Origin of the sequence: Bradyrhizobium genosp. SA-4 str. CB756 (assembly GCF_000473125.1) — a bacterium.
GTDB classification, from domain to species: domain Bacteria; phylum Pseudomonadota; class Alphaproteobacteria; order Rhizobiales; family Xanthobacteraceae; genus Bradyrhizobium; species Bradyrhizobium arachidis.
Genome location: NZ_KI421499.1, coordinates 2,990,260 through 3,010,111, shown reverse-complemented (window position 1 = coordinate 3,010,111; position 19,852 = coordinate 2,990,260). Strand labels below are relative to the sequence as shown.

The 19,852-nt window shown below is 65.6% G+C and carries 15 protein-coding genes; 6 read left to right on the top strand and 9 right to left on the bottom strand.

The genetic code is table 11. The annotated features are described in order from the left end of the window. Positions 1–168: 168 nt before the first annotated feature. Positions 169–1,359, top strand: coding sequence for an acetylornithine transaminase (locus BRAGE_RS0114815; RefSeq protein WP_027559213.1), 1,191 nt, complete (start codon positions 169–171; stop codon positions 1,357–1,359). A 48-nt stretch (positions 1,360–1,407) separates the two neighbouring features. Here the strand turns inward: BRAGE_RS0114815 and metG are convergent, their stop codons facing one another. The 4 genes from metG to pcsA all read right to left on the bottom strand — a co-directional run bounded on the left by metG (position 1,408) and on the right by pcsA (position 5,896). Further along, positions 1,408–3,090 carry a methionine--tRNA ligase gene (gene metG / locus BRAGE_RS0114810; RefSeq protein WP_027559214.1) on the bottom strand — a complete coding sequence of 561 codons (1,683 nt, stop codon included), beginning with the start codon at positions 3,088–3,090 and terminating at the stop codon, positions 1,408–1,410. 257 nt (positions 3,091–3,347) lie between these two features. Then, complete coding sequence (locus BRAGE_RS0114805) at positions 3,348–4,322, bottom strand: quinone oxidoreductase family protein (protein ID WP_027559215.1); 975 nt, start codon at positions 4,320–4,322, stop codon at positions 3,348–3,350. A 75-nt stretch (positions 4,323–4,397) separates the two neighbouring features. Then, complete coding sequence (locus BRAGE_RS0114800) at positions 4,398–5,132, bottom strand: TerC family protein (RefSeq protein WP_027559216.1); 735 nt, start codon at positions 5,130–5,132, stop codon at positions 4,398–4,400. After that, positions 5,129–5,896, bottom strand: coding sequence for a phosphatidylcholine synthase (gene pcsA, locus BRAGE_RS0114795; RefSeq protein ID WP_027559217.1), 768 nt, complete (start codon positions 5,894–5,896; stop codon positions 5,129–5,131). The genes BRAGE_RS0114800 and pcsA overlap by 4 nt, the downstream gene beginning before the upstream one ends. An 87-nt stretch (positions 5,897–5,983) precedes the next feature. Here pcsA and BRAGE_RS0114790 point away from each other — a divergent pair, with 87 nt between their 5' ends. Then, on the top strand, positions 5,984–7,168 hold the full coding sequence (locus tag BRAGE_RS0114790) for a UbiH/UbiF family hydroxylase (protein ID WP_027559218.1): 1,185 nt from the start codon (positions 5,984–5,986) through the stop codon (positions 7,166–7,168). Positions 7,169–7,189: 21 nt separating this feature from the next. Here BRAGE_RS0114790 and BRAGE_RS0114785 read toward each other — a convergent pair whose 3' ends face one another. After that, the gene (locus tag BRAGE_RS0114785; protein WP_027559219.1) at positions 7,190–8,143 is read right to left on the bottom strand and encodes an AEC family transporter; all 954 of its coding nucleotides are present in this window, start codon (positions 8,141–8,143) and stop codon (positions 7,190–7,192) included. A 106-nt stretch (positions 8,144–8,249) separates the two neighbouring features. Between BRAGE_RS0114785 and hspQ the strand changes: the two genes are divergently transcribed. Next, positions 8,250–8,582 (top strand): heat shock protein HspQ, encoded by a 333-nt coding sequence (gene hspQ, locus BRAGE_RS0114780; RefSeq protein WP_027559220.1) that lies wholly within the window; start codon positions 8,250–8,252, stop codon positions 8,580–8,582. Positions 8,583–8,658: 76 nt separating this feature from the next. Here the strand turns inward: hspQ and BRAGE_RS0114775 are convergent, their stop codons facing one another. Beyond that, positions 8,659–9,477 carry an invasion associated locus B family protein gene (locus BRAGE_RS0114775; RefSeq protein ID WP_027559221.1) on the bottom strand — a complete coding sequence of 273 codons (819 nt, stop codon included), beginning with the start codon at positions 9,475–9,477 and terminating at the stop codon, positions 8,659–8,661. A 272-nt stretch (positions 9,478–9,749) separates the two neighbouring features. On the opposite strand from BRAGE_RS0114775, the gene BRAGE_RS0114770 reads away from it, so the two are divergent. The 3 genes from BRAGE_RS0114770 (at position 9,750) to BRAGE_RS0114760 (ending at position 14,411) form a co-directional block, all read left to right on the top strand. Further along, positions 9,750–11,576 carry an extracellular solute-binding protein gene (locus BRAGE_RS0114770; RefSeq protein WP_027559222.1) on the top strand — a complete coding sequence of 609 codons (1,827 nt, stop codon included), beginning with the start codon at positions 9,750–9,752 and terminating at the stop codon, positions 11,574–11,576. Between the two features lie 23 nt (positions 11,577–11,599). Further along, positions 11,600–13,102 carry a class I adenylate-forming enzyme family protein gene (locus BRAGE_RS0114765; RefSeq protein ID WP_027559223.1) on the top strand — a complete coding sequence of 501 codons (1,503 nt, stop codon included), beginning with the start codon at positions 11,600–11,602 and terminating at the stop codon, positions 13,100–13,102. 85 nt (positions 13,103–13,187) lie between these two features. Continuing rightward, entirely contained in the window at positions 13,188–14,411 is a 1,224-nt protein-coding gene (locus BRAGE_RS0114760) for a hypothetical protein (RefSeq protein WP_027559224.1), read from the top strand. Between the two features lie 116 nt (positions 14,412–14,527). Here the strand turns inward: BRAGE_RS0114760 and BRAGE_RS0114755 are convergent, their stop codons facing one another. The 3 genes from BRAGE_RS0114755 to BRAGE_RS0114745 all read right to left on the bottom strand — a co-directional run bounded on the left by BRAGE_RS0114755 (position 14,528) and on the right by BRAGE_RS0114745 (position 19,785). Beyond that, the gene (locus BRAGE_RS0114755) at positions 14,528–15,664 is read right to left on the bottom strand and encodes an acyl-CoA desaturase (RefSeq protein WP_051377875.1); all 1,137 of its coding nucleotides are present in this window, start codon (positions 15,662–15,664) and stop codon (positions 14,528–14,530) included. A 315-nt stretch (positions 15,665–15,979) separates the two neighbouring features. Continuing rightward, the gene (gene mfd / locus BRAGE_RS0114750; protein ID WP_027559226.1) at positions 15,980–19,498 is read right to left on the bottom strand and encodes a transcription-repair coupling factor; all 3,519 of its coding nucleotides are present in this window, start codon (positions 19,496–19,498) and stop codon (positions 15,980–15,982) included. After that, positions 19,495–19,785 (bottom strand): succinate dehydrogenase assembly factor 2, encoded by a 291-nt coding sequence (locus BRAGE_RS0114745; RefSeq protein WP_027559227.1) that lies wholly within the window; start codon positions 19,783–19,785, stop codon positions 19,495–19,497. The genes mfd and BRAGE_RS0114745 overlap by 4 nt, the downstream gene beginning before the upstream one ends. Between the last annotated feature and the right edge of the window lie 67 nt (positions 19,786–19,852).

Sequence of the window (19,852 nt, the reverse complement as noted above, 5' to 3'; positions counted from 1 at the left end):
CGCACCGAAATGCTCCGTCGTCGCTTCCGCGACGATGAGAGGGTGCGCCTTGTCCGACGACGCCGCTGAACCACTAAAATTCAGCCGAGTTTTCGAAGGCCGCACCCGCAAGGTGCGGCCTTTCTGCTTTTTGCGCCCTTTTTTCACCCGCCTCCAGAGGAGTTCGACATGACGACGCATCCCTACGACGCGCTGATGGACATCACCGCACGGCCGAAGGCCGTGTTCGTCCGGGGCGCGGGCTCCTACCTCTGGGACGACAGCCGCAAGCGCTATCTCGATTTCGTGCAGGGCTGGGCCGTGAACTGCCTCGGCCACTCCCCGCCTGGGATCGCCGACGCGCTCGCGTCGCAGGCGAAACGGCTGCTCACGCCGAGCCCGGCTTTCTACAACGAGCCGAGCCTGAAGCTCGCCGCCGCGCTGGTCGAAAACAGCGCGTTCGACCAGGTGTTCTTTGCCAATTCGGGGGCGGAGGCCAATGAGGGCGCGATCAAGCTCGCGCGCAAATATGGCAGCCTGCACAGAGGCGGCGCGTTCGAGATCATCAGCTTCGAGGGCGGCTTCCACGGCCGCACGCTGGCGACGATGTCGGCCTCGGGCAAAAAGGCGTTCGAGCCGCTGTTCGAGCCGAAAGTTGCCGGCTTCAAGAAGGCGAAGCCGAACGACATCGCCTCGGTCGAGAAGCTGATCTGCGCCAACACTGTCGCGGTCATGCTCGAGCCGATCCAGGGTGAATCCGGTGTGTGGCCGGCGAGCGATCAGTTCCTGCAGGAGCTGCGCGCGCTGACCGAGGCGCATGGGCTGCTGCTCATTTTCGACGAGATCCAGACCGGCATGGGCCGGACCGGAAAGCTCTTCCACTATGAGCACACCGGCATTGCGCCCGACATCATGACGCTCGGCAAGGGCATCGGCGGCGGCGTGCCGCTCGCAGCGCTGCTGGCGACCGAACGCGCCTCCTGCTTCGAGCACGGCGATCAGGGCGGCACGTTCAACGGCAACCCGATCATGTGCGCGGCCGGGCTCGCCGTGCTCGAGGAGGTCTCCAAGCCGGACTTCCTCAAGACGGTCACCGAGACCGGCCTGCTGCTCGAAAGCGAGTTGCAAAAGATCTCCGCCCGGCATGGCCTCGGCGGCGTGCGGGGACGCGGGCTGCTGCTCGCGCTCGACCTCAAGCTACCGATCGCGCCCGGGATCGTCGCGCAGGCGTTCGAACAAGGCGTGCTCCTGAACGCGCCGCAGGTCGACAGCTTGCGCTTCATGCCGGCGCTGAACGTCACGCGAGGTGAGATCGCCGAGATGATCGATTGTCTCGACGGGATTTTGACCAAGGCCGGCGCGGCACGGCGCGTGGCGTAGGCTTCGCGATCGGCATGGCGGAACTTCCCTCCGCCATGCCGCCACGGTTCACGCGGTGCCAAAACGCTTCACGAGATGCGCGGCCTTGTCGGGGTCAATCTTTGCGACGATCGGGGCAAGCTTCTTGACCGGACTGCCGGCATCACGATCGAACAACTCACGGCACGGCTGTAGCGGCCAATCCGGGACGACGTCATCGCCGCCGAAGGCGCTCAGGACCCGCTCCGACAGCTCTGGAATAATGCTCCATGCAAGCACCGCCGACAGACGCACGAGGTTCAGGCCGGTGCGTGTTGCAACCGCGGCCCTGACACGGTCGGACTTGATTGCAGTCCACGGCGCTGCCTGCTGGAGATAGGCATTTGCCGCGCTCCATATTGCGCGCGTTTCTGCAGCGGCAGCACGAAATTCCAGGTCTTCGTGATGGCGACGCAGCGAGACGATGCGCTTGTCGAGCTCGGCCGCCAGCTCAAGCTCCACATCCGAGGGCTCGCCGCCCTCGGGAATACGGCCCTCGAAGGCCGCATGCGCAAAGCTGATGATCCGGTTGGCGAGATTGCCGAAGACGTCGGCGAGGTCCTTATTGACGTCGGCAACGAAGCGCCGCACGGAAAAATCGGTGTCTGCGCTCTCCGGCGCGTTGGCGATCAGCCACCATCTCCAGAGGTCGGCCGGCAGCTCCTCCAAGGCTGCGTCGGTGAAAACGCCACGCTGTGCGCTGGTCGAGAATTTCCCGCCTTCGTAGGTGAGCCAGTGAAAGCCCTTGATGACATCGACGGTCTTCCAGGGCTCGCCTGAACCGAGCAGCGTCGCGGGAAAGCTGACGGCATGGAATGGCACGTTGTCCTTGCCGAGAAACTGGATGTATCGGACATCATCGGCCTGCCACCACCAACGCTGCCAATCGCGGCCGGGCGCGGCCGCCGCCCATTCCTGCGCGGCGGCGATGTAGCCGATCGGCGCATCGAACCAGACGTAAAACACTTTGGTCTCGAAGCCCGCGCGCGGAACCGGAATGCCCCAGGTCAGATCGCGGGTGATGCAGCGGTCCCTGAGCTCCGCCGTCAGCCAGCTCCTCGCCGTCGATACCACGAAGGGCGGCCAGCCGGAGCGTTGGTCGATCCAGGTCCGCAGCGTTTCGACCAGACGAGACTGACGCAGGAACAGATGTCGCGTCGGACGGATCTCGAGCGCCGTATCGCCAGACAGCGCCGAGCGCGGCGCGACCAATTCGTCGGGATCGAGCAGCGCGCCGCAGCCGTCGCACTGGTCGCCCCTCGCCTCGCGGTACGCGCAATGCGGACAGGTCCCCACCACATAGCGGTCGGCAAGAAATCGCTGATCGACCGGCGACCAGACCTGGCGCAATTCGCGTTCGTCGATCAGCCCGGCCGCGTCGAGCCGGCGATAGAAGTGCTGGGTCAGCGCCGCATTTTCTGGCGATGAGGTCCGACCGAAATGATCGAACGACAGGCCGAAGCGGCGATAGATATCGGCCTGAATGGCGTGATGCCGGGCGCAGAATTCGCCGACCTCCTCACCTGCTTTGAGCGCGGCCAGCTCGGCCGGCGTCCCGTGCTCGTCGGTCGCACAGATGAAGAGAACCTCGTCGCCGATTTGCCGTCTGAACCGCGCATGCACGTCGGCAGGAAGCAGTGAGCCGATGAGATTACCGAGATGTTTGACGCCGTTAACGTAAGGCAACGCACTGGTGATGAGAATCTTCGTCATGGGAAGCGCTCTTTCGCGTTGAGGTGGCGCTGAATCCGATGAAACGAAAAAGCCCTCCCGCATGGACCGGAAGGGCTGGATTCAGCTCACATTCGACGCGCCAAGCGCGCGCTATCCCCTCCGGCAAACCTCCTTGCGGTCGGGCCGGGGCATTCGATTCAAAACCTGTGCGTTGGCAGACTTCACTGCGGATACCTCTGCCGCTGAAAGTAGCATCGTTTCAGCGCGACAATCAAGCGGCGCCCGGAGGTAGCTTGCTACGGCTTCAAGATCGACGCGCCGGTGGTCTTGCGGCTTTCGAGATCGATATGCGCCTTCGCGGCGTCCTTGAGTGCGTAGGCGTGGTTGATCGGCACGTGCAGCTTGCCGTTGATAACGGCAGCAAACAGCGTGTCGGCGCCCTCCAGCAACTCCTTGCGCGTGCCGATGTAGTCGTTGAGCTTCGGCCGGGTCGCAAACAGCGAGCCGTGATTGTTGAGCTCGGCGATCGAGAACGGCGGCACCGGACCCGAGGCATTGCCGAACGAAACAAACATGCCGCGCGGTTTCAGGCAGGACAGCGAGCCGGGGAAGGTCGCCTTGCCGACGCCGTCATAGACGACGTCGCAGCCCTCGTTGCGGCTGATCTGCTTCACGCGCGCGACGAAATCTTCCTCGTTGTAGAGGATGACGTGATCGCAGCCATTGGCCTCCGCAAGCTCAGCCTTCTCGCGCGAGCCGACGGTGCCGATGACATGGGCGCCGAGCGCCCTCGCCCATTGGCACGCGAGCAGGCCGATGCCGCCTGCGGCGGCGTGGATCAGCACGCGATGATGCGGCTCGACCCGAAAAGTCTTGTGCAGCAGGTACCAGACCGTCAGCCCCTTCAGCATCAGCACGGCGCCCTGCTCGTGGGTGATGTGATCGGGCAGCTTGACCAGCTTCTCCCAGGGGATGTTGCGCTCGCCGGTATAGGCACCGAGATTGTGGTAATAGGCGACGCGGTCGCCGGGATGGAAATGCGTCACGCCTGGCCCGACCGCGACGACCTCGCCCGAGGCCTCGTTGCCGGCGATGAAGGGCAGTCCCGGCGCCTTGTAGAGGCCGGTGCGGTAATAGACGTCGATGAAGTTGAGGCCGACCGCGTGCTGGCGGATGCGCACCTCGCCGGGTCCGGGCGCCGGCACGTCGATGCTCTCATAGACCAGGGCTTCGGGGCCTCCGACCTTGTGCACACGGACGGCTTTGGTCATCACCTGACCTCCTCTACTTTCGGCTCAGCGAAAGACATCGCGCCCGCGTTGTCAACTCGACGCTCGCCCAGCCGGCTAGGCGGATGGCTTGCCGAATTTCCTGCGATTGCGCTTCGCCAGCACGTTGAAGAATTCCACCGCCGCCGAGAACGCAATTGCGAAATAGATGTAGCCGCGCGGAATGTGGAAATGGAATCCATCCGCGACCAGCGCGACGCCGATCAGCACCAGGAACGCCAGCGCCAGCATCTTGGTGGTCGGATGCTCCGCGACGAATCGCGACACCGGCCCCGACGAAATGTACATGATCAGGCAGGCGATCACGACGGCCGCGATCATGATCTCGATGTCCTGCGCCATGCCGATCGCGGTGATGATCGAGTCCAGCGAGAACACGATGTCGATGACGATGATCTGGACGATCACCCAGAAGAAAGCGCTGCGAGCGGACTTCTGATCGCCCTCGCCGTCATCGACTTCGACCTCGGCGTGGATCTCGTGCGTCGCCTTGGCGATCAGGAACAGGCCACCGCCGATCAGGATGAGGTCGCGCCAGGAGAAGTCGTAACCTGCAGCCGAGAACACTGGTGCAGTCAGGCCGATCAGCCAGACCAGCACGCTGAGCAGGATGATGCGGAAGATCAGCGCCAGCGCGAGGCCGATCTGGCGGGCGCGGAGCGCCTGCGGCTCGGGAATGCGCGAGACGATCACCGACAGGAAGATGACGTTGTCGATGCCGAGCACGATCTCGAGCGCGGTCAGGGTCAGCAGCGCGGCCCAGGCTTCGGGGCTGGTGATGAGGTGCATCATGCGAAGGATCTGACCAGGCGGATCATGGCGTCGCTGAAGCTGATCCAGAGCGCGATCGCGCACATCGCGACCGTCACGCCGGTGCCGACGCGAAAGTCCATCTCCAGCACGTAGAGGCCGAGCACGGCCCAGATCGCGATCAGCGACATCGTCAGCCAGCGCAGCCGCACGACGCGGACCGGATGCAGCACGTGGAACGGCACGAAGGTCAGTACCACCAGGGCCGCGACCAGCAGCGTCGACCACAGCGGCGACCAGTGCAGCAGGAACAGGTAGAACGCCGCGGCATTCCACAGCGCCGGAAAGCCGCGGAAATGATTGTCATCGGCCTTCATGCGCAGATCGGCGAAATATAAGGCGCTGGTGACGATGATGGCGACGCCGAGCAAGGGCGCCGCGACCGGCAGCAGCAGCCCGCTGGCGACGATCGCATAGGCCGGCACGAAGACATAGGTGACGAAGTCGACCACGAGATCGAGCACGTCGCCCGACCAGTTCGGCTGCACGTTCTTGACGTCGAGCCGGCGCGCGATCGGACCGTCGATCGCGTCGATGACGAGGGCGACGCCCAGCCATTGAAACATCGCCGCCCAGTGCTCGCGCACGGCCTCGAGCATCGCCAGCAGCGCGATCGCCGCGCCGAAGGCGGTGAAGATGTGCACCGAGAAGGCCGCGGCGCGCATCGCCGGTCTCGGCTTCAGGGAATCCTGCTGGGTATCCATGGCTTCTGCTATCAGAATGGGACCGATTTGCACATAAGCCATTGCGGCGTTCGGCCGCGCAATTCGCCATAAAATGAGGGAAAAATAGGTGGGCTTGAATTTGCCGCCGGGCGTGTCAATTGTCAGTCCATGACAGACGCATCGACACTGTTTGACGCAGCCGTGATCGGCGGCGGACCGGCCGGGCTCGCGGCGGCAATTGCGTTGGCGCAGGCGGGCGCGCGGACCGCGCTGGTGGCGCGGCGCGTGCCCTATGCCGACAACCGCACCACGGCGCTGCTGGGCGCCTCCATCGAGCTTCTGGAGACGCTCGAGGTCTGGCCGCGCTGCAAGGACAAGGCGGCTGGCCTCGAAGTGATGCGTCTCGTCGACGACACCGGCCGGCTGTTCCGCGCGCCGGAGGTGCGTTTCTCCTGTCATGAGATCGGACTGGATGCCTTCGGCTACAACATCGACAACCGCTCGCTGATGCTGGCGCTGGAAGCGCGTGCGGCCGAATTGCCCAATCTCGTCCGGTTCGACGACGAGGCCGAGAGCGTCGTCATCGAAGCCGATGACGTCGCAATCCGCACCGCCTCGGCACAATTCCTCTCCACCCGGCTCGTGGTCGGCGCGGATGGCCGGCATTCGCTGTGCCGCGAAGCCGCCGGCATCGAGGTGACAAGGCGCGAGCTGAACCAGACCGCGCTGACCTTCAACGTCGGCCATGCCCGCCCTCACCACAACGTCTCGACCGAGTTCCACACGCCGCACGGGCCCTGCGTGTTCGTGCCCCTGCCCGGCAACCGCTCCAGCATCGTCTGGGTCTCGGCACCTGCGGACGCCGAGCGGCTGCGCGGCCTCAGCGATGACGAGCTGTCCGCCGCGATCGAGAAGCAGTCGCATTCCATTCTGGGGCGCATGACGGTGGAGCCCGGCCGCAACGTATTCCCGCTGGCGATCGAGCGTCCTAAATCGTTCGGGCGCGACCGCATCGCGCTGGTCGGCGAAGCCGCCCATGTGGTTCCACCGATCGGCGCCCAGGGTCTCAACCTTGGCCTGCGCGATGCCGCCGACATTGCGCGGCTCGCGGGTGAAGCCATCGCGTCGGGCGAGGATCCCGGCGCGGACGAGGTGCTCAAGCGCTACGACCGGGCCCGGCGCCCGGACATTTTGAGCCGGACGTTCGCGATCGACATCGCCAACCGGTCTTTGCTCAACGACTTCCTGCCGCTCCAGCCGGTCCGCGCCGTCGGCATGCACCTGTTAGGTGCCATCGGCCCGCTCCGGCGCTTTGCGATGCGCGAGGGGCTGACGCCGACGTGGCGCAGGTAGATTGGCGGCGGTAGCTGCGGCTTAAGGAAACGCCAGCCGTCCCGTCTGGAGCAACCACATCACGCTGGTCAGCGTGACCACCGACGCAAACGTCCCGAGCAGCACCGCGACGGATGCGGATTCGATCCAGGCATCGTTCTGGCGGGCGATCACGAACACGTTCAGCGCCGGCGGGAGCGAGGCCATCAGCACGGCGGTCGCGGCCCAGGGCTGCGCGAACGGGCCGAACGCGAGCATCAGCCCGAACGCTGCGAGCGGATGGATCAGGAGTTTGACCGCGATCACGCCGGGCACCTCCCACGGGACCCGGTCGAACGGGCGCAGCGCCACCGTCACGCCGAGCACGAACAGCGCGGTCGGCGCGGCTGCGTTCTGGAGGAAGGTGATGGTGCGGTCGAGCGCGACCGGCAGCTCGATATGCAGCGCCGCCACCGCCGCGCCGAAGCAGGCCGACATGATCAGCGGGTTGAGCACGATCTGCTTCAGCACGACGCCGAAGGCATGCACGATCGAGGGATGGTCACGATCGGAGAGCTCGATCAACAGCGGCACGATCGTGAACAGGAAGATGCTGTCGCAGCAGAAGATCAGCGCAGTCGGCGCCGCCGCCTTGGTCCCGAGCACCGCGAGCGCGAGTCCCGGTCCCATGTAACCGATATTGCCGTAGCCGCCCGAGAGCCCTGCGAGCGTCGCCTCGCGCAGCGTCAGGCGACCCAAGACCTTGCCGACGATGAGCGCCAGCGTGAAGGCCACCACTGTCGACAGCGTCGTCGCCACCAGGAACGGCGGGTTGTTCAGCTCCGCGAATGGCGTCTTCGACATGATCGCGAACAGCAGCGCCGGCAGCGACACGTAGAGCAGGAAGAAGTTCATCCAGGCGAGGCCTGATTCCGGCAGGGATTTGACCTTGCCGCAGGCAAATCCAACGAAGATCAAGCCGAAATAAGGAAGTGCCAGATTGAGGATATCGACCATTGATGAAGTGTTTTCTGAAGACCTGGGGGCTATCCGCCCAGCAAGCGGAGGTTAATTCCGGATCAGGGCACTAGCATCGGCCACAATCCTGGTCTATCGACGGGGGATGATTAAAGCGAGGACCGCCAAATTCCAGATCGGACAGGTCGTGCGCCACCGGATCTTCTCGTTCCGGGGCGTGATCTTCGACATCGATCCGGAATTCAACAACACCGAGGAATGGTGGCTGTCGATCCCCGAGGAGGTGCGGCCCCACAAGGACCAGCCGTTCTATCACCTGCTCGCGGAGAACGCGGAGTCCGAGTACGTCGCCTATGTCTCCGAGCAGAACCTGTTGCCGGACGATTCCGGCGAGCCGATCCGGCATTCCCAGGTCGCCGAGATCTTCATCAAGAGCAAGGACGGCGGCTATCGCCCGCGCAACCCGTCCCTGAACTGAGTTTCGCCGCCCGCAACCGGCCAACAAAAAAGGCGCTCGATTGAGCGCCTTTTTCGTATCCGGGATTTGCTCCCGATTACTTCTGAGCGTTCGGCGCGGCGCCGGGGACACCACCGTTCTGCTCGAGCTTCTTGCGCTGCTCGTCAGCCTTCTTCTGAAGCTCTTCCTGGAGCTTCTTCTGGTTTTCCTCGAACACCTTCGGATCGGTCGGCGGACCGTCATAGGCCTTCTGGAATTCGCCGGCGAGCGGCAGCGGCAGGGTCAGCGGCGCGCCGTTGGCATTGATCGCCTGGACAACGAGATTCTGGCCCTTCTTCATGCTGTTGATGAGCTCGGGCGTGGCCTCGTAGTCGGACATGCAGCCGTTCTGGAAGCAGATCACATACGGCTGCTGCAACGGCGCGTTGCTGTCGACGATGATGCGGGTGCCGTGGACGAGCTGCATGCCGAGCGGCAGCGTCACGCGCAGGATCTTCTTGGGCTCGCCTTCCGGCTCGATGATCACGGCCGCGATCACCGGCTGGCCCGATTCGATGCGGCCGTCCTTGCCGGTGAAGCAGACCTGCTTGGCGTTGGCGTCCTGGCCCTTGAGGCAGAACTTGGTCCAGGGGGCGTAGATCAGCTGGATCTGCTGGTCCGCAGGCTGGGCAGCGCCCTGCTGCGCCGGAGCGCCCTGGGCGGGCGCCTGCTGCGCGGGGGCCTGGGCCGCCGGCGCCGGAGCCTTGGGGGCAGCTTTCGGAGCGGCTTTCGGCGCCGCCTTGGGCGCAGGCGCGCCCGGGGCCGGCGCAGGAGCCTGGGCCTCGGCGGCAAACGGAACGACCAATGCCGTCGCCGTCAACAGGGCGAGGAGCCGCCCGCGCGGCCGGATGCACGCGGCCAAGTAACGGAAATTCATTGCGGAAAACCCTTTCTGAACGGGAAGTGCCCGAACCGCTCCGAAGCGCCGAACCTAGCCGCCTTGGGCGCGGCTCTCTCCCCGTCAATTGAGGCGGATAAGTGACGGGCTCGACGCTCTTGCGCGATTGCGTGCCTTCTTAACGTGGCCGACGAAAAGATCAATGCCGACAAGCGTCTTTGACCGCATTGAGAACCCCGCCTTGGCCTGCGCCGGGGGAAAATCCCTGTGATAGGATTCGAGGCTACCGGTCCTCGAATCAACGTGTCCGAATGTTCATGTTCCAGCGCCTGCTCGAGGGCCCCGGTGTCCGCCTTTGCAGCCTCGCCTTCGCGCTCATCGTCAGCCTGTCGGCAAGCGGCGGGCGCGCCGAGGAAGCCCATGCCATCGCCATGCACGGCAAGCCGGCGATGGCGGCTGATTTCACCCACATGCCCTACGTCAACCCGGATGCCCCCAAAGGCGGCCGTCTGACCTGGGGCATTCTCGGCACCTTCGACAGCCTCAATCCGTTCATCGTGAAGGGATTGGCCGTGCAGCCGATCCGCGCCTACGTGGTCGAGAGCCTGCTGGCGCGCGGCCAAAACGAGCCGTTCACGCTGTACGGCCTGCTCGCCAAAACGGTCGAGACCGACGACGAGCGCAGCTACGTCACGTTCCGTCTCGATCCCCGCGCCCGCTTCTCCGACGGCAAGCCGGTGCAGGCCGAGGACGTGCTGTTCTCCTGGCAGCTGCTGCGCGACCATGGCCGTCCGAACCTCCGGCAGTATTACGCCAAGGTCGCCAGGGCCGAGGCATCCGATCCCCTCACCGTCCGCTTCGACCTCACAGGGGCCAATGACCGCGAGCTGCCGCTGATCCTCGGCCTGATGCCGATCCTGCCGAAGCATGCAGTGGACGTCGCGACCTTCGAGGAGACGACACTATCGGGGCCGATCGCCTCGGGCCCATACCGCGTCACGGCGGTGAAGCCCGGCGCCAGCGTCACGCTGACGCGCAATCCCGACTATTGGGGCCGCGATCTCCCCATCAATCGCGGGCTCTACAATTTCGACGAGATCAGGCTCGACTATTTTCGCGAGGCCAACGGCCAGTTCGAAGCCTTCAAGCGCGGCCTCTACGATTTCCGCATCGAGCACGAGCCTCTGCGCTGGCATGACGGCTACGACTTTCCGGCCGCCAGAAGCGGCGAGGTGATCCGCGACACCATCAAGCCGGGCGTGCCGCAGCCGTCCGAGTTCCTGGTGTTCAACACCAGGCGGCCGATCTTCGCTGACATCCGCGTGCGTCAGGCGCTGACGCTTTTGTTCGATTTCGAGCTGGTCAACCGCAACTATTTCTTCAACCTCTATTCGCGCGTCGCCGGCTATTTCGCCGGCTCGGACCTGTCGGCCTATGGCCGGCCTGCGGATGCGCGCGAGCGCGAGCTGCTCAAACCGTTTATCGCGCAGATCCCGCCCGACATCATGGACGGCAGCTACCGCCTGCCTGTCACCGACGGTTCGGGCCGCGACCGGAACACGCTGCGCGCCGCGCTAAAGCTGTTGTCCGAGGCCGGCTGGGATCTCGACGGCACCATGCTGCGCAACCGCGCGACAAAGGCGCCCTTCACCTTCGAGATGCTGGTGACGACCCGCGACCAGGAGCGCATTGCGCTCGCGTTCCAGCGCGACCTCAAGCGCGCCGGCATCGCGGCAAGCGTGCGCACGGTCGATCCGGTGCAGTTCGACCAGCGCCGGCTCGCTTTCGAGTTCGACATGATCCAGAACCGCTGGGACCAGTCGCTCTCGCCCGGCAACGAGCAGTATTTCTATTGGGGCAGCACTGCAGCCGACAATCCGGGGACCCGCAACTACATGGGCGCCAGGGATCCCGCCATCGACGCCATGATCGCCGCGCTGCTGGAGGCCCGCGATCATACGGAATTCGTCGCGGCGGTGCGGGCACTCGACCGCGCCCTGATCGCGGGCTTCTACACAATCCCCCTGTTTAACGTATCCGAGCAATGGATCGCGCGTTGGAATCGGATAGAACGGCCTAAGGCCACCGCGCTGTCCGGCTATCTGCCGGAGACCTGGTGGTCGAAGGGGCCGCCTTAGAGCCAGTCAAGCAAAGTGACGCCGTGAACCAGCCAGCCGTATCGCCGACGCTCGACACGCTGTTTCAGCGCACGCTGATGCGGCAGCCGCACACGCTCGCTCTGCTCGACCCCCTCAACAAGGCCCGCGTCACCGGCCACCAGCCGCGGCGGATGACCTATGCCGAGGCCGATACCGCGATCGAGGCGCTGTCGGCGCATTTCGTCGAATCGGGCCTGCCCGCCAATTCCGTGATCGCGATACAGCTGCCCAACACGGTCGAGTTCGTGCTCACCGTGCTCGCGGCCCATCGCGCGGGGCTGGTCGTCGCCGTGCTGCCGCTGCTGTGGCGCCATGCGGAACTGACCGCCGCGCTGAACCGCACCGCGGCGCGCGCCATCGTCACCATGAGCAAGGTCGACGGCGTCAGCTACGCCGACTTCGCGATGCATGCCGCGGCTGAGGCGTTCTCGATCCGTCACGTCTGCGGCTTCGGTACCGACCTGCCCGAAGGCATGGCCTCGCTCGACGATGTGCTGGCCCGCCCGCCCGGCATGACGCGCGCCGTGATCCAGGACGGCCGCAAGGCGGCGATGATCTCCTTCGATGTCACCGCGGAAGGTTTCCGCCCGGTGCCGCGGCCGCATTTCAGCCTGATCGCCGGCGGCCTTGCGATGTCGCTGGAGGCGGACGTCAAGCAGGGCGCGACCGTGATGGCGGCGTTTGCGCCGATGTCGTTCGCGGGCCTCGCCTCCTCGCTCGCGATGTGGCTGCTCTCGGGCGGCACGCTGGCGCTGCATCATCCGTTCGAGAACGACGTGCTGGAGCAGCAGATCAACGAGCATAAATGCGAGGTGCTGATCGCGCCGGCGCAGCTCGCGCTGCGGTTAGGGGATTCCGACCTCGCAGCGCGGATGCCCACTTTACGCAACGTGATCGGCCTCTGGCGCGCGCCCGAGCAGGTGGCGGCGAGCGACGCCTGGATCGCGCCGCATGCGCCGCTGACGGACGTGTATCTCTTCGGCGAGGCCGGGCTGTTCGGCGCCCGCCGCGGCGAGGACGGCATGCCGGTGTCTGTGATGCCGGGGCCGCACGGCGCCCCGCGCGAGCAGTCCGGCTCCTCCATCGCCGGCGAGATCCTGCTGACGCCGAAAGGCACGCTCGGCCTGCGCGGGCCGATGGTGCCGATCGCGGCCTATGCCCCGCCGCAGCCGGTCGGCGAGACGCTGACGGCGCAGCCGCCGCGCGACTATGTCGATACCGGCTATGCGGCGCGGCTCGACCGTCCGAGCGGCGCGATCTGCATCACCGCCCCGCCCTCGGGCATCATGGCCGTCGGCGGCTATCGCTTCCTCTCCAACGACCTCCAGGAATGGGCGCGCCGGCTCGGCCAGGGCGCCCTGCTCACCGCGCTGCCCGACCGGCTCTCCGGCCACCGACTGGCGGGACGGGCCCAGGACAATGCGCGGGCCCGCGAGGCGCTCAGCCAGCTCGGGCTTAACCCACTGATGGTCGAGGCTTTTCGCGACCGCTCCGGGCCGGCCTAGGCACAGTTTCGACTGAACCATTGACGCTGCATTAAGGCGCTCGGACTAGATTGCGCAGCATCTGTTGCGTGATCAGAGTTTCCGAATGTCCCAGGCGGGCCCGATCCTGTTTGTGTCCAATGCCGAGCGGCCGCCCTTCATTGCGGCCCTGGACGAAGCCCGGCTGTTTCCCGTGGTCGATACCGACTGGGCCGGCGCGGCCCGCGCGGTCGAGCAGGTGCAGCCGGCCGCGGTCCTCGCGACAATGCATGCCGGACACGAGCCGCATCTGGCGCCGCTCGCCAGGAAGATCGCGGACCAATTGCCTTACCTGCCCTTCGTGGCGCTCGATGCGGCGGGCACATTGCCGCACAATGCGCTGCCCTTCTCCTCGCGCGGCGGAAATTCCGATCGCCTGATCGCGCGGCTGCGCGCTGCGCTGCGCGTACGCACCCTTCATGCCACCGTGCTGCGCCGGCTGCCGGAAGCCAAGGTGGCGCTGCCGGAGGGCGATCCCGCACGCGATGCCACGGTGCTGCTGATCGGCCGCGGCGCGGCTTACCCGGCGCTCTCCGTCGCGCTCGGCGAACGCGTCGGCGTCGTCGGCGCGCTCTCGATCGAGGCGGCGGCGAAGCATCTCAACACCCGCGACCTCGACGGCGTCGTGCTGGCGGAAGGCTTTACGGCGCGCGTGACCGATGCCTTCCTCACGGTGCTCGCCGAGGACACCCGCTTCCGCAGCCTGCCCGTCGTCGTCACCGCGCACCAGCTGATGCAGAGCTACGACCTGCCCAATCTCGAATTGATCCCGGGCGAGCCGGCCAGGATCGCCGCCAACGCGTTGCCGCTGATCCGCCAGCACGCGATGGAAGCGCAGCTGAGCCGCACGCTGCGCTCGATCGATGCCGGCGGCTGGCTCGATCCGCGCAGCGGCCTGCTCACGGTGGAAGCCTTTGCCCGCGATTTTGCCAAGGCGGTCGAGCAGACGCTCGCCCGCGGCGGCGGCCTGTCGGTGGCACGCTTCGCCTTCGACCCCGGCAATTCCCGCGCGCAGCTCGACGCCGCGCGCATCCTCAGCCGTCTGATGCGGCAGATGGATTTTGGCACGGCACAGAAGGATGGCTCGGTGATCGTGGTGTTTGCGGAGACCGACTTCCGCACCGCGCACATGATCGCCCGCCGGCTGTCCGCGGTGATGCGGCATACGTCGAACGGCAAGCACGAGATGCGCAGCGATCCCGTGGTGAGCGTGGACTCGCTGTCGCCGTCGGATACGGCAAGGTCGCTGCTGGCCCGGCTGTCGGCCGACGCGTCAAGGGCGGCGTCGTAACCACGATCTCACTGCCGTCGGGTGGGCAAAGGCGCTCTTGCGCCGTGCCCACCATTTTTCAACAACGACGAAACGCGTGGGCACGCTTCGCTTTGCCCACCCTACGGCAGCGCGTGCTAGCCGCTGCCATTCGCTCCCGATTTCGGGTTAGTCGCGAGAGCGGGAGCAGGCGCGGCCAGGAGAAAGCCAACGGCCTCATTCAGGAGTTCGTGGGCACGGTCGACGATGTCGTCGAGGGATATCGTCTTCGCGAACATCCGCTGCGCTTCAGCGAGCAACTGCTCTCGCGTCGGCATGCTGGACAGGCGTAAATCGGCGCGGTGCTGCAAGTGACTGATCGTGTCTCGCATCGTCAATTCGGTTTCATGGATCGACGCCCTGATCGCAAGCGCGATGTGCTCGGGATTAAAGCGGGCGGCCAGCTGCTCAGCCGCTTGCTTGACCACGCGCGATCCCAGCCGATGCTCATTGCGTAGAACCTGCTTGGGCGGCATCTTCAGATCCCGGACAATGCCGAACCATGACAAGGCCACCAGGGCATAGTAGCTCAAATCGATCTCGTACCAGCGGAAGCCCTGCCGCGCGCTGGCCTGGTAGGCATGATGGTTGTTGTGCCACCCCTCGCCCATAGTCAGCAAAGCAAGCAGCCAGTTGTTGCGGGAGTCATCACCGGTCACGTACCGCTTGCGTCCGTGAACATGTGCGAGAGAGTTGATGCAGAACGTCGCGTGATAGAGGAGCACGGTGCTCCAGAGGAATCCGACCACGAGGCCTGACCACCCGGCAAGAACGAAGCACAGGCCCGCGAGCACGACCGCCGGCAAAAGCTCCAGCCTGTGGAGCCACATCAGCTCGGGATACGCGGCCAGATCTGATACTTTCACCAGGTCAGTCGCATCATGCTGGCGATAGAATATCCAGCCGACATGGCTGTAGACGAACCCCTTGTGCCGCGGTGAGTGCACGTCGTGCACGGTATCCGAGTGAAGGTGATGATGGCGGTGTTTGGCCGCCCACCAAAGCACGCTTTTCTGCGCACTGCTCTGGGCAAGGAAAGCCAGGACGAATTGAAACACCCGGCTTGTCGCGTAAGACCGATGCGAGAAGTAGCGATGATATCCGGCAGTGATCCCGAACATGCGCAGCCAATAGAGAGCGACGCAAATTGTAACGGCCTGCCACGAGACGCCGGACCAGATCGCCGCGAAGCATCCGGCGTGGATCAATACGAACGGCAGGACCTGCGGATACATGACATCGTCGTGATCCGGCTCGGAGTCCGGGCCTGAATCGGTATTGAAAGACACGCGTGCGACCTCAGCTGTTCGATATAAAAAACCGCGGCCGGCAAACCGGTCGCGGGGCGTGGATACTGCACTCAGGGGATCAATCAGCGCCTTCGGTATGTGGAACGAGGGTCCGTCAGGCGCCACTTTAGCGGCGAGGCCGTTCAGCCGAAACTCGACGCATCGTACATGGCCGTTGTTCCGTCGTTCCGCAAGTGTCCAGATGTCGCTGTTTTCGGACCAGGCGCGCCGCACTGTGTCACCCCCGGAATACTACGGCCCTTACGCCGCCTTCTTAGCCTCCGCGAGCTGCGCCAGCTGCCGCATGATCTCCGTCGTGCCGGCGAGGCGCTCTTCCGGCGTCTCCCAGTCCTGCAGGAACACCACCTTCATGTCGGGCCGCACCTTGGCGGCCTGGCCGTAGCTGCGGATGAAGGTCACGAGGCGATCGGGATGGGCGAAGGAATTGTCGCGGAAGACGATGACGGCGCCCTTGGGACCTGCGTCGATCTTCTCGACATTGGCCCTGCGGCAGAACGCCTTGATCGCGGCGACCTTGAACAGGTAGCGCACCTCGTCCGGCAGCACGCCGAAGCGGTCGCGCATCTCGGCGCCAAAATTCTCGATCTCCTCCTCGGTGTCGAGATCGGCAAGCCGACGATACAGTGACAGCCGCACCGAGAGATCGCCGACGTAATCCTCCGGGATGAGCACGGGCATGCCGATCGTGATCTGCGGCGACCAGCGGTCGGCCGCGGGCTCGGCAACGCCGGCCTTGAGGTTGACGATCGCCTCCTCCAGCATCGACTGATAGAGCTCGAAGCCGACTTCCTTGATGTGGCCGGACTGCTCCTCGCCGAGCAGATTGCCGGCGCCGCGGATGTCGAGGTCGTGCGAGGCGAGCTGGAAGCCTGCGCCCAGCGTCTCCAGCGATTGCAGCACGGTGAGCCGGCGCTCGGCCTGCGCGGTGATCTTCTGCTGCGCCGGCAGCGTGAACAGCGCATAGGCCCGCAGCTTGGAGCGGCCGACGCGGCCGCGGAGCTGGTAGAGCTGGGCGAGGCCGAACATGTCGGCGCGGTGCACGATCAGCGTATTGGCGTTGGGGATGTCGAGGCCGGACTCCACGATCGTGGTCGACAGCAGGATATCGAACTTGCCGTCGTAGAACGCGGTCATGATGTCCTCGATCACGGCGGGCGGCATCTGGCCGTGCGCGACCGCGACCTTCATCTCAGGCACGTTCTTGTCGAGGAAGTCCTTGACCTCGGCGAGATCGTCGATGCGCGGCACGACGTAGAACGCCTGGCCGCCGCGATAGCGCTCGCGCAGCAGCGCCTCGCGGATCATCAGCGGATCGTGCGGGGCCACGAAGGTGCGGACCGCGAGGCGGTCGACCGGGGGCGAGGCAATGATCGAGAGCTCGCGGACGCCGGTCAGCGCCAATTGCAGCGTGCGCGGGATCGGCGTTGCCGACAGCGTCAGCACGTGCACCTCGGCGCGCAGCGCCTTCAGCCGCTCCTTGTGGCTGACGCCAAAATGCTGCTCCTCGTCGACGATGAGCAGGCCGAGATCGCGGAACTTGATGGCCTTGCCGAGCAGCGCGTGGGTGCCGACCACGATGTCGACCGAGCCGTCGGTCAGCCCCTTCTTGACCTCGTTGAGCTGCTTGGTCGGGATCAGGCGCGAGGCCTGCGCAACATTGACCGGGAAGCCCTTGAAGCGCTCGGCGAACGTCCGGTAGTGCTGGCGCGCCAGCAGCGTGGTCGGCACCACGACCGCGACCTGCTTGCCGTCGAGCGCGACCGCAAAGGCGGCGCGCAGCGCCACCTCGGTCTTGCCGAAGCCGACGTCGCCGCAGATCAGCCGGTCCATTGGCCGGCCCTTTTCGAGGTCCTTCAGCGTGGACTCGATCGCCCCTAACTGGTCCTCGGTCTCGTCATAGGGGAAGCGCGCGCAGAACTCGTCATAGACGCCTTGCTGCACCGGCAGTTTCGGCGCCTCGTGCAGCATGCGCTCGGCCGCGATCTTGATCAGCTCGCCCGCGATCTCGCGGATGCGGTTCTTCAGCTTCGCCTTGCGGGTTTGCCAGCCGGAGCCGCCGAGACGGTCGAGCTCGACCGTGGTCTGGTCGGAGCCGTAGCGCGACAGCAGCTCGATGTTCTCGACCGGCAGGAATAGCTTGGTCTCGGCGGCATAATGCAGCTCGAGGCAGTCATGCGGCGCGCCGGCGACGTCGAGGGTCTGCAGGCCGATGAAGCGGCCGATGCCGTGATCGACATGGACGACGATGTCGCCCGCGGTGAGGCTCGTCACCTCCGAGATGAAATTGTCGAGCTTGCGGCTCGCCTTGCGCGGCCGGACGAGACGGTCACCAAGGATGTCCTGCTCGCTGATGACAGCGATCTCGTCGGTCTCGAAACCGCTCTCCAGGCCAAGCACGGCCAGCATGGTCTCGTTGCGCGGGGTCGCCTGTACCGTGCGCCAGGAATTGACGCTGGTGGTGTGGGCGAGCTTGTGGTCGCGCAGCATCGACGTCATGCGGTCGCGCGAGCCTTCGGTCCACAGCGCGATCACGACCTTCTTGCGTTGCGCCTGCAGCGCCATGACGTGACTGACGACGGACTCGAACACGTTGACCGTGGTGTCGTTGCGCTCCGGCGCAAAGTCGCGGCCCTTGCGCGCGCCGGCGTCGACGACCGAAGTACCGTCGGTCGGCACGGAAAACGGCGTCAGCCGCGCCAGCGGGATGTCGCCGAGGCGTTTGCCCCACTCCTCCTCGGTCAGATAGAGCCGGTCGGGCGGCAGCGGCTTGTAGATGGCGCCGCCGCCGGGATGCTCCATCGCCTCGCGGCGGGCCTCGTAATAGTCGAGGATCTGCTTGAAGCGCTCGCGCACCGCGTCCTCGGCCTGCGGCTCGATCGCAACGGCTGCCCCTTGCAGATAGTCGAACAGCGTGTCCATCCGGTCCTGGAACAGCGGCAGCCAGTGCTCCATGCCGGGATGACGGCGGCCTTCGCTGACCGCCTCGTAGAGCGCATCGTCGCGCTCGGGCGCGCCGAATTCGGCGACATAGCCCATCCGGAAACGCCGGATGGTGTCGGTGACGAGCTGGAATTCCGAGACCGGCACGAGGTCGAGCGAACGCATGTCGAGCAGCGTGCGCTGGGTCTCGGCATCGAAGCTGCGGATCGATTCCAGGCTGTCGCCGAAGAAGTCGAACCGCACCGGCTGTTCGAGGCCGACCGGAAACAGATCGAGGATGCCGCCGCGCACGGCATATTCGCCGGGCTCGCGCACGGTCGAGGAGCGGTTGTAGCCATTGTGCTCGAGCCAGGCGACGATGGTGTCCATCGGCACGACATTGCCGGGCGCAACCGACAGCGCCTGCGCCGCGACCAGCTCGCGCGCGGGCACGCGCTGCACCACGGCGTTCACGGTGGTCAGCACGATCAGCGGCTTGTCGCTGCCGGTGAGCGAGGCGAGCCGCGCCAGTGTGGTCAGGCGTTGCGCCAGGATGCCGCCATGCGGCGAGACGCGGTCATAGGGCTGGCAGTCCCACGCCGGGAAGGTCAACACCGGCAGATCCGGCGCGAAGAATCTCAGCGCGCGCTCGAGCTGCTGCATGCGTCCGCCATCGCGGCAGACCACGGCAAGGCTGACGGCCGGCTTCTTCGGCCGCGCAGCGATGGCCCGCGCCAGATCGGAGACGATCAGGCCTTCGGCGCCCTCGGCGACATTGGCAAGCGTCACCGCGCGGCCGGGCGTGAGCAGCTCGGCCGGAGATTTCATGCCCGTTTTCATAGATCGCCGTCCGTAATCGGAAATGCCTTGATGCGGGCAAACAGCGTGCCGGTGACATCAGGTGGCAGCACCTTGTCACCGGTGATGGCGGCATAGAGATCGGGATCGTTGACCTCGAGCAGGGTCTCGAGCTCGGTCAGCTCGGCGTCGGACAGGTTGCCGATCTCGGCGTCCGCGAAGCGGCCGAGGATCAGGTCCATCTCGCGCGTGCCGCGGTGCCAGCAGCGGAACAGAAGCCGCTTGCGGCGGTCATCCAGCCCGTTGCTCGATCGTGTCGTTCCCGTCATGTCTCAAATCCAGTCAAACGCAGAAAGCCCGGACGTGCCGGGCGGGGGTGATATAGCCACTCGGGGT